This is a genomic window from Pseudomonas sp. NFACC14, assembly GCF_900106885.1.
GTDB classification, from domain to species: Bacteria; Pseudomonadota; Gammaproteobacteria; order Pseudomonadales; family Pseudomonadaceae; genus Aquipseudomonas; species Aquipseudomonas fluorescens_AA.
In genome coordinates this window covers 377,417-390,616 of the sequence record NZ_FNOA01000001.1, presented here as the reverse complement: position 1 = coordinate 390,616, position 13,200 = coordinate 377,417, and the positions used below count along the sequence as shown (strand labels likewise).

Genomic DNA, 13,200 nt, shown 5'->3' with positions numbered 1-13,200 from the left:
GCTCGGGCACTCACGTGCAGTAAATCCTCATTGTCTTTAATGTATTAACGAGGCCCTATGCCAAGCGCATTCGAGAGCGTACTCAAAAACAAGAACATGGCTTATCGACCGCTCGGAGCGGCGCCCGCCAGCCAGGCACCGATCCGTGTCGCGTTCGTATTGATGGACAACTTCTCGATGATGTCCTTCACCGGTGCGGTGGACGCGCTGGTGACCGCCAACCTGATGAGCGACATGCCCCTCTACGAGGTGCTGACGGTGGGGGTTTCAGGTGGGCAGGTGACGAGCGACCTGGGCATTGTCATCTCGACGGACGTCGAACTGGCGCAGATGCCGGAAAACCAGGATGTGCTGATTGTCGCCGGGGGCTTTCGCGTGAAGTTGCAAGGCCATCCGTTGCTGCGCCGCAAGCTGCGCGCCAATGCGGCGTCCGGGGCGATCCTGGGTGGCTTGTGGAACGGTGTTTTTTTCGTCGCCGATGCCAATCTGCTGGATGGTTTCGAATGCGCTGTCCACCCGGAGAGCCGCGCCATGATGGTGGAGGTGTTCCCCCATGTGAAGGTGTCCAGCCGGGCCTATGTGGTGGATCGGGAGCGGGTCAGTTGCGCGGGCGCCAACAGTTCGCTGCGCATGATGCTCCAATTGATTCGCCAGACGGGCGGAGCGGCGCTGGTGGGGGCCATCGAGGAAATTCTGCGTTGTGACGAGTCCGGCGACGATGCGACGGACTTGCCACCGGTTTTCGTCGAGACCGACCCGACGCTGCCGGAAAGTCTCAAGTTGGCGCTGGAGCTGATGTGGCAGAACGTGGAGGAGCCCTTGACCATCGATGAGCTGGCGGCGTGCGTGAATATTTCCAAGCGCCAGTTGGAGCGACGGTTCTGCAGTTTTCTCGGCGCGACTCCGACGCGCTATTACCTGGAGCTGCGCCTGACGCGTGCTCGCCAGCTCATCCAGCAAACCAATCGGTCCGTGACCGAAATCGCCGTGGCGACAGGCTTTGTCAGTTCCCCGCACTTCCAGCGTCGCTTCCGGGATTTCTTTGGTGTGCCGCCTGGCAGTTACCGTTCGAAATCGGAGCGCAAGCAAGCCTTGCGCTGACGTTTTTCGTCTGAGCCGAGTCGGTAATCACGGTTTCAGGATTTTCGAGCTTTTTTCTGCGCCGAAAGGGAAATCGAGCATCAATGCAAAAAGAATCGCCCCGGCGGAGATCAGGAAAAGCAATCCGTGGTGTCCGCCACTGGCATTGAACAGGGCCGAATAGGCAAACCCGGCCAGCGCTTGGAAGGTGGCGAACGAAACAGTGGCCCGGCTCCAGGCCAGTTGTTGACGATGATGGTCCGGGAGCAGTTCATGCACTCGGGCCAGGGCCAAGGGCACGATGCCCGGCGGAAACGAACCGATGATCACGGCTAACAGCGCCAGTGCCATGAAGGTGTGTGAAACCGCCAGCAAGCCGAGAGCAATCGCTTGCACGGCCAGGACCAGTCGGATGCTCTTGCGCGCGCCGAGGTGATCGGCGAGAAAACCATAGCTCACCGGCCCGATGATCGCCCCGAGGCCATACATTACCCAGACCATCGCCCCGACATGTGCCCCGGCCCCGAGGCCGCGCGCCACGTAGTCGACCAAAAAGACCATCGCAGGCACGAGCCCCGCGGCCATGAACGCATACTGGGCGAACAACTGGAAAACCGCAGGGGGCATGGGCTCGTCGGGCGCAGCGCTGGTTGTTACCTGCACCGTGTCCCGGGGCCAGCCGAACCAGCTCAACCCGGTCAATGCCAGCGACAGGACACCAAGCCCCAGCCAGGTGGCCGGCAGGCCCAGGCTCAACAGCGGCGGCACAATCGTGCCTGAGCCGGCGATGCCAAGGCCGATGCCAAGGAAAATCGCGCCACTGGCCAAGCCTTTACGTGCCGCCGGTACATGGGGCAATACAGTCGCCGCCACCAGTACCATGATCGCGCCGCCGGCGATCCCCGACAGCAGTCGCCAGGCGAAATACCAGGTCACCGACACCGGGAAGGCACAGGCGAAAAATGCGCCGGTCACGACGAGCATCATCAGCCGCAACGCGTTCCGGTTGGTCAGGCGGTGGGCCATGGGACGGCCGAGCAGGGCGCCGATCAGGTAACCGACCAGGTTCGCCGCCCCCAGGTAGACCACGTCGTTGGCGGAAAACCAACGGGCCTCGATCAATGCCGGGATCAGTGGCGTATAGGCGAAACGCGCCAGGCCGATGCTGACGAGGCTGGCGCAGAGGCCGGCGAAAATGGGCAGCCAGATGCTTGTGGGCGGTGATTCGAGTGCAGCGGATGAGGAGGGCATGAGAGCGTTCCTGTGAAAGGTTTATAGCGTCCAGCATATCGGCTATCGTCGCTGCGTTTGCGCAGCGATTTAGCGTCAGAGTGATGCATATCTGCATCGGAGGAGGGCGAGTGAATTGGGATGATGCACGGGTGTTTCTGGCCGTCTGTCGAGCGTCGACCTTGCGCGGTGCCGCGCGAGTATTGGGGGTGGATCAGGCGACTGTGGGGCGGCGCGTTACGGCTTTGGAGAAGTCCTTGGATGCCGCGTTGTTCCTGCGTACTTCAGACGGTTACGCACTGACGGCCGTCGGCGAGGCGGCGCTCAAGGCGGTGGAGAAGATGGAGCATTCGGCGCTTGAGTTGGAGCGCCGGATTCAGGGCCTGGATGATCGCCTGCTCGGCAATGTCCGGGTCGCCACCACCGACTCATTGGCCATCGACTTCTTGATTCCGGCCATTGCCAGCCTGCATGGGCGCCATCCCGATGTGCGCGTGCAACTGGACGCGTCCACGCAGATCCTCAGCCTGGTCAAGCGCGAAGCGGACATCGCCGTGCGCAACACCCGGCCCGACAACCCTGACCTGATCGCTCGGCGAATCGCCCGTTGGCCGGTAGGATTGTTTGCGTCCCAAGCCTATGTCGAAGCCCGTGGCGTACCGTCGCCCGGCAGCGAGTTCGAGGGGCATGACTTGGTGGTTTATCAGCCGTACTGGCAGGGCAGCAAAGATTTCACCCTGGTTTCGGAGCCGATCAATCGCGGACGGATCGTGGCCAGCCTGAGTTCGAGCCTGTTGGTGCGCCGGTCGATTGCCGCGGGCATCGGTGTCGGGGAGATTCCGCTGTATATGGGGGCGCGTGACGGGTTGCTGAGAATCTGGCCGGAGCGCACACGTGCGCTGCCTTACGAGGTCTGGCTGGTCACCCACGCGGACCTGCGCCATACCGCACGGGTGCGGGCGGTGATCGATGAGATTGTCGCGGTGTTTGCACAGGAGAATGAGTGAAGCGTCGGGGGAATGTGGAGGCTCCATTACGAAATACCCTGTAGCCACTGTGGGAGCGAGCTTGCTCGCGTTGGCGTCAGGTCAGCCGATACTCATGTGGCTGACACTCCGCCATCGCGAGCAAGCTCGCTCCCACAATGGGTGTCTCATAGCCTCTGTGACAATTTCTCCTACAGGGCCTAAAGGGTGTTTCATGGCATCTGTGGCAGTTCCTGCGGCCGCAGATCGAACACGAGCACCTCGGCATCCTGGCCGTGACTCAAGGTCAGGACCTGCTCCTCGCGCACCCGCACACCATCACCTTCCTGCAATTGCACACCATTGAGCTCGACAGCGCCTCGGGCCACATGCACGTAGGCATAGCGATCCGGGGCCAGGGTCAAGGTGGCGCTTTGCTCACCATCGAACAGCCCGGCGTAGACCCGTGCATCCTGGCGCACCTGGAGCGAGCCGCCGGCGCCGTCCGGGGAGATGATCAATTGCAGGCGACCGCGTTTCTGCTCGCTGCTGAAATGCTCCTGTTGATAGCGTGGCGTGGCGCCACTGACGTTGGGCACGATCCAGATCTGCAGGAAGTGCACCGGCTCGTCCGCACTGTGGTTGAACTCGCTGTGGGCCACGCCGCTGCCGGCGCTCATCAACTGCACGTCACCGGGGCGAATGACCGAGCCCGTGCCCAGGGTGTCCTTGTGTTCCAGCGCCCCTTCAAGCACGTAGGAAAAGATCTCCATGTCCCGGTGGGGATGCTGGCCGAAACCCTTGGCCGCGGCGACCCGGTCGTCGTTGATGACCAGCAGGTCGGAGAAGCCCTGTTCGTTGAGGTTGCGGTAGCTGGCGAACGAGAAGGTGTGGAACGAAGTCAGCCAGCCGTGGCGGGCAATGCCGCGGTCCGAAGCTTTGCGAAGGGTCAGCATGATGATTCTCCTGATGTCTATGGGCGGCGGCTGGGGCCGTTCGCCGGGTTCAGAAGAAGGTTAATGGTTATCCTGAGGTTCAATAAGCAGGCAGAAAACGAAAGACTGTCCGTTATTGGTGGACAATCGAGAATGCCTACCAGCGGATGCCTGGCTTCGCCATAATGCTGACGATAAACCCTGTGGGAGTGAGCTTGCTCGCGATAGCGTCGGATCAGTTGGGATTGAAGTAACTGACACACCGCTATCGCGAGCAAGCTCGCTCCCACAGGGGGCATTTATCGTTTCTGGATTTTTTTGGCGTCTTTTTAATGAAAACCGTTGCAATGGTGCTGTTCCCGGATTTTTTACTGCTCGACATGGCCGGGCCTATGGAAGTGTTTTCCATCGCCAATCGTTACCTCGAAGGGGACCTGCGTTATCAACTGTTGACCCTGGGGACCGAGCGCGGGCCGTTGCGGGCGTCCAACGGTGTGGCGGTGCAGGCCGATATCCATATCGACCAGGCATGGGCAGCCTATGACGTGTTGCTGGTGCCGGGTGGGCCGGGGGCCTATAACGACCGGCATCCGGGGCTGCACACCTGGCTGCGGGCCGCGGCGCAACGGGCTACGCGCTACGGCTCCATCTGCACCGGTGCTTTCGTGCTTGGTGAGGCGGGCTTGCTCGACGGTTATCGCGTCACGACCCACTGGCATTACACCGAACGCCTGATACAGCGTTTCCCCAAGGCCCAGGTGGAAACCGACAAGATCTTCCTGCAGGACCGCCGCCTGATCACCTCGGGCGGTGTCACCGCCGGGATCGACCTGGCCTTGTCCATCGTGGCCCAGGATCACGGCCGCAAAGTCGCGTTGGACGTGGCCAAGGTGTTGCTGGTGGTGATGAAGCGCCAGGGCGGCCAGGCACAGTTCAGCCCCTCGGTGGCGGCAGTGTCGACGCAGGAATCGGCCATCACCCGGGTGCAGAATCATGTGATGGAGCACCTGGAAGAACCCTTCACCATCGAGCGTATGGCCGCCCTGGCCTCCATGAGCGCGCGGCATTTCGCCCGGGTCTTCGCCCGTGAAGTGAAAATGACGCCAATGGAGTTCCTGCAGGGCGCGCGCATCGACCGGGCGCGTCAACTGTTGGAAACCACGGACCTGCCGCTCAAGACCGTGGCGTTTCGCAGCGGCTTCGGCAGTGTGCGGCACATGCGCTTTTTGTTCGGTGAAAAGCTCGGCCTGACCCCGGTGCAATATCGTCAGCAGTTCAGTTGAGGCATCGGTGTCCGTCCAGGGCACCGTGATGTCCGTGACGCTCCCAGTGCCAGCATTGTCCTGAGATCTGCGCCTGCCAAGATTACGGCGAACCCCTTGGAAAGGATGCGCAGGAGCCCGGGGCAGACGTGTTCGGTGATCCGCACGCTGACGCCCGTACCGGTTATCCCGCGCTGCATCGCCCATGAACAGTTTCGTCAAACCCGATAGCGAGCCGGCGGTAAGCTTCGGTCCGTTCGCCTTCTACCGGCAGCAACGGCTGGTCACCCGTGACGGCCAGCCCCTCGCGCTGGGTGGCCGGGCCCTGGATGTTTTGCAGGTACTGGTGGAGCACGCCGGCCACTACGTCAGCAAGCAAACCCTCATCGCCCACGTCTGGCCTGACAGCGTCGTGGAAGCCATCAACCTGCGGGTGCACATCGCGGCGCTGCGGCGGGCCTTCGGCGACGGACGGGATGGCGCTCGCTATATCCTCAACCATCCGCGACAAGGCTATTGCCTGGCGATGCCCCTGGTGGTGCAAGAAGGTGTTGAGTCGCCTTTGAGTCCCAGGGCAGAGCGACACAACCTGCCCACGCGCTTGAGCCCGATAGTCGGCCGCGACAGAGTCCTGGGGCGGCTGCTGGCGCAAGTGCCCCGTCAAGCCCTGACCACCGTGAGCGGCCCGGGTGGAGTCGGCAAGACCACCGTGGTGTTGCGGGTAGCGGAGCTGCTGCTTGAGCACTTTGACGACGGGGCCTGGTTCGTTGACCTGGCGGACGTCAGCGATTCTTCACAGGTGAGGGCGCGGGTGGCCGGCACGCTGGGCCTGGCGCCCGGTTCTTTGGGCCGGCGCCTTGAGTCCTGCCGCATGTTGCTGGTGCTCGACGGTTGCGAGCACGTGCTCGATGCCTGTCGGGAGTTGGCCCAGGCATTGGCTACGGCAGCGCCCGGGGTGTCGTTGTTGTGCAGCAGTCGCGAGCCCCTGGCCCTGGCGGGCGAAAAAATCGTGCCGCTGCCGGGCCTGGCCGTGGCATCGCCCCTGGAACCCGAGCACCAGATCGTAGCGTGCCCGGCGGTGCAGTTGCTCATCGAGCGGGTGGGCGCCCGGCAACAGGGTTTCCAGCCCGCTGGCCGCGACTGGTTGATCCTGGCCCAGATCTGCCAGCGCCTGGACGGTTTGCCGCTGGCGTTGGAACTGGCGGCGGCCCAGGTCGACGCCTTGGGGCTGGCCGGGGTCCTCGAGCAATTGGATTACGGCTTGTCACTCTTAAGCCTCGGGCGGCGTACGGCGGTGGCCCGGCATCGAAGCCTGGAGGCCGTGCTGGATTCGAGTGTCGAGCGTTTGAGTGCTGACGAACAAACCGTGTTCCAGCGCCTGGCGGTGTTCGAGGGGCCGTTTACGCTCAGGGCGGCGCTGGCAGTGATCAGTTGCGCTGAGCTGAGTGTCGGGCGATTGCCTTCGTTGCTATTACGGCTGGCGAGCGTGTCATTGCTGATGGTCGAGCCACTGGCCGACGGAGGGTGTTTTCGACTGCTGCACACCACTCGCGCCTATGCCTTGGACAAATTGCGGCGCAGTGGTCAGTGGCCCGTGTTTCATCGGCGTTATGTGCTGCAAGGCGCTTGGGGCGCGCGCCGTTCAAGGCCCCAACCGGCGAGTCAGCCCTTGGAGCAGCGCGCCGGCTTCCAATAGGTCGGGAGTGTCGAACCCCTCGCTGAAGCGTCGGTAGACCGGCCCGAGCAGTTCTTGCGCGGCTTGGACTTGTCCGCGGCGTTGCCACAAGCGGGCCAGGGACGTGGCGCAGCGCAGTTCCCAGGCCAGGGCATGATGACGACGGGCGACGGCCAGGGCGGCCAGCAGTTGCGTTTCGGCAGGGCCTTCCAAGGAGGGCTCGTTCCGGGCCAGCCAGGTTTCGGCGCCGGCCCGCAGGAGCTCCGCCGAACACCAGCCCGCGGCGCCACTGCGGGCCCGTTCCAGTTGCGCCGGGCTGACAACGTCAGGGCGCAGGGTGACGGCGATGTCCTGGATCAGCCCGTTTGTCGGGCTCGTCTCCAGGGGCTGGTCGTTGAATACGCTGTCGTAATGACAGGCCCAGTCATGGAACAGCATCACCGAATGTTTCTTGGCCTGCTGCTTCAACAGGTCGAGCCTTTCCCGGGCAGTCGGATGATCGCCGGTGTAGTGGGCGATCACGCAACCGGCCAGCGCCAAGGTGTAGCAGATCGAAATGCCGTGATTGATCTGCAAGGCGATCTGCAGCGCCAGGTTGGCGGTACGCCGGGCTTTCTCGGCGAAACCTTGCAGCCAGAGGATGCGCGCCAGAATCGTCAGCGCGGCCACGCTCTGGTCGTATTGCACGCCGAAGCCGTGGCTGAAGCGGCTGAGGTGGCCGCTCTGGGCCAGGCGCTGGATCACCTGTTCGGCCTCACGCCGCGCCGCGCCCTGGTCGCCGGTGAAATGCAGCGCCAGCACCCGCAGGCGTTGGGTGCTCAAGGACAGGATCGGGTCGCCCTGCAACCCGAGCCGGTCGAAATCCAGGCTGTGTGCCAGGGCCTGTTGGTAGTTGCCACAGCTGAGGTCCACGGTCATTTGCCCGGACACGGCCCGCAGCTCGCTGGCCAGGTCCTGGCATTGCCGGGCCAGTTGTCGGGCGGTGGCGAAGGCACGGACCGTGGCCGGCGTGCCACCCTCGGTGTGGTAGTTGAAACTGGCGTGGGCCAGCTCCAGGGCCAGGGTCAGGCGTGGACATGGTGTGGGGCTGGCCCGCAACAATTGCAGCGCCTTGTTGACGTAGAGGCCGTGCTCCTTGAGCAGCGACAGCTCTTGCCAGAGGGGCAGGGTGCGGGCGGTCAGGCGGATCGCCACGGCGTGTGAACCCTGCGGGCCCAAGCCGCGGTCGAGCGCTGCGCGGATGTCGTCGCGATAGTCGGCGTAGCGAGCGATCCACAGTCGGGTGGGGGTGTTCTCCCAATCGTTTTCCGCTTGCCCCATGAGCGCCAGGCAGCGTTCGGCGTGGCGTTCCTGGCTGGCCGCCAATTCCCCAGCTTCGGCCAGTTTTTCCAAGGCATAACGGCGGGTGGTGTCCAGCAGGCGATAGCGCACCTCTTCATCGCCGATCTCGACGTTGAGCAACGACTTGGCGACCAACTGGCTGACCGACACCAGCACCTGGTCGGGGGCGACATGCTGGCCGACGATCACCGCCGCGGCCGAGGCCAGGTTGAAACTGCCCATGAACACCGCCAGCCGCCGCAGGCAGGTCTGCTCGCAGGCCGTGAGCAGCGCGAAGCTCCAGTCCAGCGTGGCGCGCAGGGTCTGTTGGCGTGGGGCGGTGCCGGTGTCGTTGTGGAGCAGGGCGACGCTGTCTTGCAATTGCCGGTGCAGTGCTTCGAGACTGAAGCGGCCGAGTTGTCCGGCGGCCAGCTCGATGGCCAGGGGAATCCCGTCCAGCCGCTGGCAGATGTCGACGATCAACGGCACCTCGCGGTCGGTCAGTTCGAAGTCGTCACGGCTGGCCATCGCACGCTCGGCAAACAGTTGCAGCGCCGGGTACTCCAGGGCGGGATACCCCTCGATGGGCATTTCCCGGGGCGGGCATGCCAGGGCATCCAGGCGCTGCACGTGTTCGCCTTCGGCGCGCAGGCCTTCGCGGCTGGTGGCCAGGATGTGCAGGTGAGGGGCGCCGCGCAGCAAGGTTTCGCTGAGCTGGGCGATGGCGTCGATCAGGTGCTCGCAGTTGTCGATCACCAGCAGCAGATGCCGCTCTTTGAGCTGTCGGGCGACGGTGTCCAGCGGATCACCGTCCTGCAGCGGCAGGTCGAGCAATGCGCACAGGTTGGGGACGATCATGGCCGCATCGTTGAGCGATGCCAGGTCCAGCAGATGGGTGCCGTCACGGTAGTGGCCGATCAGCCGTTCAGCGACCCGCAGGGCGACGGTGGTCTTGCCGATGCCGCCGGTGCCGACCAGGGTAATGAAACGCTTCCGGGGCAACTGGGTCACCAGGTTTTCCACCAGGGCCTGGCGTCCGATCAGGCGCGTGCGCTGCAGCGGCAGGTTGCGCGCCAGGGACGGATGAGGAATGCGCGCCAATGGGTCGAGGGATCCGAATGACACCGGCGCGACAAAGCTGTAGCCGCGCTGCGCCACGGTGACGATGTAGCGCTGCCCGGCCTGGCCGTCCCCGAGGGCCTTGCGCAGTGCCGCGACGTGTACGCGCAGGTTGGTGTCTTCCACCACGCTCCTGGGCCAGACCCGGGCGATCAGTTGCTGCTTGCTCACCACCTCGCCTGCGTGTTCGAGCAACACCAGCAGAATCTCCACGGCCCGCCGTCCCAGGCGCAACGGTTGCTCGCCCTCCAGTACCAGGCGCTGGCGCGGATGGACCCGGTAAGGGCCGAAATGCACCGTCTGTTCGACGGGCAGGCTGAGGTATTGGCTCATGGTGCTCTCAATGTTCTGGGCCCGATGCCTGGGCTTTACCCGAGCATATTCCTCAGGTTTGGCTTCAAGCGCAACGGCGCGGGCTCTGCTCCGAGCCTTCCAGTCGCCGGACCCTGTGGCGAGGGAGCAAGCTCCCTCTCCACAAAAGCGGGTTTTTTAACACTTCAGTCCCGAAAAAATTAACAACGTTTAACTCACGCCCATGCCCCCTCTGACCAGACCATAAAGCGATCCACCCATCTCAAGGAGTCATGTCATGAGCACCTTCATCACCCGCGACGGCACCGAGATTTACTACAAGGATTGGGGCAGTGGTCAACCGGTGGTCTTCAGCCACGGCTGGCCGTTGAACTCGGACAGTTGGGAGGCGCAGATGATGTTCCTGGCGTCCAACGGGTATCGGGTGATCGCCCATGACCGCCGTGGACACGGGCGTTCCAGCCAGCCTTGGGACGGCAACGACATGGACACCTACGCCGATGACCTGGCCGAGCTGATCGAACGCCTGGATTTGAAGGACGCGGTGCTGCTCGGCTTCTCCACCGGCGGTGGCGAAGTGGCGCGCTACATCGGTCGCCATGGCGCCGCCCGGGTCGCCAAGCTCGGCCTGATCTCGGCGGTGACGCCGCTGATGGTCAGGACCGCGGCCAATCCTGGCGGCTTGCCTATCGAAGTCTTCGACGGTTTCCGCCAGGCCTCCCTGGCCGATCGTTCTCAGCTATACAAAGATGTGGCCAGTGCGTTTTTCGGCGCCAACCGTCCGGGCGCCAAAGTTTCCCAAGGCATGATCGACTGGTTCTGGATGCAGGGCATGCTCGCCGGTCACAAGAACGCTTACGACTGCATCAAGGCGTTCTCGGAGACCGATCTTTCCGAAGACCTGCGCAACATCGACGTGCCGACCCTTGTGGTCCATGGCGATGACGACCAGGTGGTCCCCATCGAAACCGCCGGCATCGCCGCCGCCAAATTGCTGAAGAACTCGCAGTTGCTGGTGTACCCGGGCGCGCCCCATGGCCTGACCGATACCCACAAGGACCGGCTGAACGCGGACCTGCTGGCGTTCATCCGGGGCTGATCAAGCCACAAACCTGTAGGGGCGAGCTTGCTCGCGACGGCGATGCAACAGTCAACATTGCCGCCGACTGACACCCGGCTATCGCGAGCAAGCTCGTTCCCACAGGATTGGCACCCAACAGGACCCAAACCGATGAACCGCAACGATTTACGCCGTCTCGACATGAACCTGCTGGTGATCTTCGAGGCGCTGATGTTCGAGAAAAACCTGACCCGCGTCGCCGAAAAACTGTTCATGGGCCAACCGGCGGTGAGCGCGGCGCTGGGGCGGCTGCGGGATCTGTTCGATGACCCGCTGCTGATCCGTCACGGTCGTGGCATGGAGCCGACCCCGCGAGCCCTGGCGATCCTGCGAGAGCTGCAACCGGCCATGGACACCATCTCCGGCGCGGTCAGCCGGGCCAAGGCGTTCGACCCGTCCACCAGTTGCGATGTGTTTCGCATCGGGTTGTCCGACGATGCCGAATTCGGCCTGTTTCCTCCATTGTTGAGCCAACTGCGCGAAGAGGCGCCGGGGATCATCGTGGTGGTGCGCCGGGCCAATTTCCTGCTGATGTCGTCGCTGCTGGCCAGCGGTGAAATCAGCGTCGGCGTGAGCTACACCACCGATCTGCCGGCCAATGCCAAGCGTAAGAAACTGCGGGACATTCCTTGCAAGGTCTTGCGTGGCGACAAGCGCCCGGGGCCGCTGACCCTGGACGAGTACTGCTCGCGGCCCCACGCCATGGTTTCGTTTTCGGGCGACTTGAGCGGCAACATCGACCTGGACCTGGCCCGCATCGGCCGGACCCGCAAAGTGGTGCTGGCGGTGCCGCAATTCAGCGGGCTGCGAGCCTTGCTGGCGGGTACCGAGCTGATCGCCACCGTGCCTGACTATGCCGCCTGTGCCTTGGTAGAAGGCTGTGCCTTGCGCGCCGAGGACCCGCCGTTCGAGATCAATGCGGCTGAACTGTCGATGGTCTGGAGCGGCGTGCATGACAACGACCCGGCCGAGCGCTGGCTGCGCTCGCGCATTGCCAGCCACATGTCCCAACCATTACCGGCCGCTGCCTCGGCCGCCCCGGACGGAGCCCACCGATGAACATGACCGATGAGCGCCCGTGGCAGGACCTGGGTCTGTTGTTCCTGCGCCTGAGTGGCGCGTTGTTCCTGCTGTGGATCCATGGGTTGCCGAAGCTGTTGCACTACAGCGTCGAGCTGACCCGGATCGAAGACCCGTTTCACCTCGGCGCGGCGCCAACCCTGATCCTGGCGATTTTCGCCGAGGTGCTGTGTCCGCTGCTGATCATGGCCGGTGTGCTGGTGCGCCTGGCGTGCTTGCCGATCCTGTTTCTGCTGGCCGTGGCGCTGCTGGTGGTGCATCCGCAGTGGAGCCTGGAAGAGGGGCAGTTCGGTTGGTTGCTGTTGATCATATTTACCAGCGTATTGATCGCCGGGCCCGGGCGCCTGGCGATGAACACGCGTTTTGTTGGAGTGCTTCGCCATGTCTGAATCTCAAACCATCGACTCCCCTGGGAGCCCGGCCAAACCCGGCTTCGATGAAATCGTGACCCTGGTGGTCAAGCACCGGATCAAGGCCGGCCAGGACGCGGCCTACGAAGCCTGGCTGCGTCGCATCGTGAGCCTGGCCGGTCAGTGGCCCGGACACTTGGGCGTGGATGTGGTGCGGGGCAAGCAGGGCGGGTTGTCGCTGTTCACCTGCGTGCTGCGTTTTTGCTCCACCGAGACCATGCAACGCTGGCTGGACTCCCCCGAACGCCGCGAGCTGGTCGCGCAAGCCGCTCCCATGCTGGCCGACGGCGACCAGACCGAAGTCGGGTCGCACAAGGAGTTCTGGTTCGCCCCGCTGGCCGACGCCGCGACACCGCCGCCGCGCTGGAAGCAGGCGGTGGTGACGCTGCTGGTGATCCTGCCCCACACGCTGCTGGTGCCGTTGCTCTGGGGGCCGGTGCTGCAACTCGATGCTTTCCTTTCCAACTACGTGGTGGCCACGTTCCTGATCACCCTGACCATCGTGCTCTCGGTGGTCTACGTGTGCATGCCTTTGGCGACACGCCTGTTCGCGCCTTGGCTGCAACCCAAGACCCATGAGCACCTGGAGCCCGAGCATCGCTGAGCGGTTATGACAAACATAGTTGTGGCGAGGGAGCTTGCTCCCGCTGGGCTGCGAAGCGGCCCCTGGCTTTTTGCGGCTGCTACGCAGC

At 63.8% G+C, this 13,200-nt stretch carries 11 protein-coding genes; 8 read left to right on the top strand and 3 right to left on the bottom strand.

Annotation, left to right across the window (positions count from 1 at the left end; genetic code table 11):
- Nucleotides 1–57 precede the first annotated feature (57 nt).
- Complete coding sequence (locus BLU85_RS01880) at nucleotides 58–1,101, top strand: GlxA family transcriptional regulator (RefSeq protein ID WP_092197043.1); 1,044 nt, start codon at nucleotides 58–60, stop codon at nucleotides 1,099–1,101.
- Nucleotides 1,102–1,128: 27 nt separating this feature from the next.
- Here the strand turns inward: BLU85_RS01880 and BLU85_RS01875 are convergent, their stop codons facing one another.
- Nucleotides 1,129–2,331 (bottom strand): YbfB/YjiJ family MFS transporter, encoded by a 1,203-nt coding sequence (locus BLU85_RS01875; protein ID WP_092197040.1) that lies wholly within the window; start codon nucleotides 2,329–2,331, stop codon nucleotides 1,129–1,131.
- Between the two features lie 110 nt (nucleotides 2,332–2,441).
- On the opposite strand from BLU85_RS01875, the gene BLU85_RS01870 reads away from it, so the two are divergent.
- The gene (locus tag BLU85_RS01870) at nucleotides 2,442–3,317 is read left to right on the top strand and encodes a LysR family transcriptional regulator (protein WP_092197037.1); all 876 of its coding nucleotides are present in this window, start codon (nucleotides 2,442–2,444) and stop codon (nucleotides 3,315–3,317) included.
- A 191-nt stretch (nucleotides 3,318–3,508) separates the two neighbouring features.
- Here the strand turns inward: BLU85_RS01870 and BLU85_RS01865 are convergent, their stop codons facing one another.
- The gene (locus BLU85_RS01865; RefSeq protein WP_092197034.1) at nucleotides 3,509–4,231 is read right to left on the bottom strand and encodes a pirin family protein; all 723 of its coding nucleotides are present in this window, start codon (nucleotides 4,229–4,231) and stop codon (nucleotides 3,509–3,511) included.
- Between the two features lie 311 nt (nucleotides 4,232–4,542).
- Between BLU85_RS01865 and BLU85_RS01860 the strand changes: the two genes are divergently transcribed.
- Nucleotides 4,543–5,493 (top strand): GlxA family transcriptional regulator, encoded by a 951-nt coding sequence (locus BLU85_RS01860; RefSeq protein WP_092197031.1) that lies wholly within the window; start codon nucleotides 4,543–4,545, stop codon nucleotides 5,491–5,493.
- Nucleotides 5,494–5,677: 184 nt separating this feature from the next.
- Entirely contained in the window at nucleotides 5,678–7,168 is a 1,491-nt protein-coding gene (locus BLU85_RS01855; RefSeq protein ID WP_092197028.1) for an ATP-binding protein, read from the top strand.
- Here the strand turns inward: BLU85_RS01855 and BLU85_RS01850 are convergent.
- Complete coding sequence (locus tag BLU85_RS01850; RefSeq protein ID WP_092197025.1) at nucleotides 7,115–9,919, bottom strand: ATP-binding protein; 2,805 nt, start codon at nucleotides 9,917–9,919, stop codon at nucleotides 7,115–7,117. The two genes, BLU85_RS01855 and BLU85_RS01850, sit on opposite strands and share 54 nt — an antisense overlap.
- 256 nt (nucleotides 9,920–10,175) lie before the next feature.
- Between BLU85_RS01850 and BLU85_RS01845 the strand changes: the two genes are divergently transcribed.
- The 4 genes from BLU85_RS01845 to BLU85_RS01830 all read left to right on the top strand — a co-directional run bounded on the left by BLU85_RS01845 (nucleotide 10,176) and on the right by BLU85_RS01830 (nucleotide 13,112).
- Nucleotides 10,176–10,997 carry an alpha/beta fold hydrolase gene (locus BLU85_RS01845; RefSeq protein WP_092197022.1) on the top strand — a complete coding sequence of 274 codons (822 nt, stop codon included), beginning with the start codon at nucleotides 10,176–10,178 and terminating at the stop codon, nucleotides 10,995–10,997.
- A gap of 132 nt (nucleotides 10,998–11,129) precedes the next feature.
- Complete coding sequence (locus tag BLU85_RS01840) at nucleotides 11,130–12,077, top strand: LysR family transcriptional regulator (RefSeq protein WP_060741535.1); 948 nt, start codon at nucleotides 11,130–11,132, stop codon at nucleotides 12,075–12,077.
- Nucleotides 12,074–12,487, top strand: coding sequence for a DoxX family protein (locus BLU85_RS01835; RefSeq protein ID WP_092197019.1), 414 nt, complete (start codon nucleotides 12,074–12,076; stop codon nucleotides 12,485–12,487). Before BLU85_RS01840 ends, BLU85_RS01835 begins: the two co-directional genes overlap by 4 nt.
- Nucleotides 12,480–13,112, top strand: coding sequence for an antibiotic biosynthesis monooxygenase (locus BLU85_RS01830; protein WP_092197016.1), 633 nt, complete (start codon nucleotides 12,480–12,482; stop codon nucleotides 13,110–13,112). The genes BLU85_RS01835 and BLU85_RS01830 overlap by 8 nt, the downstream gene beginning before the upstream one ends.
- Nucleotides 13,113–13,200: the final 88 nt, after the last annotated feature.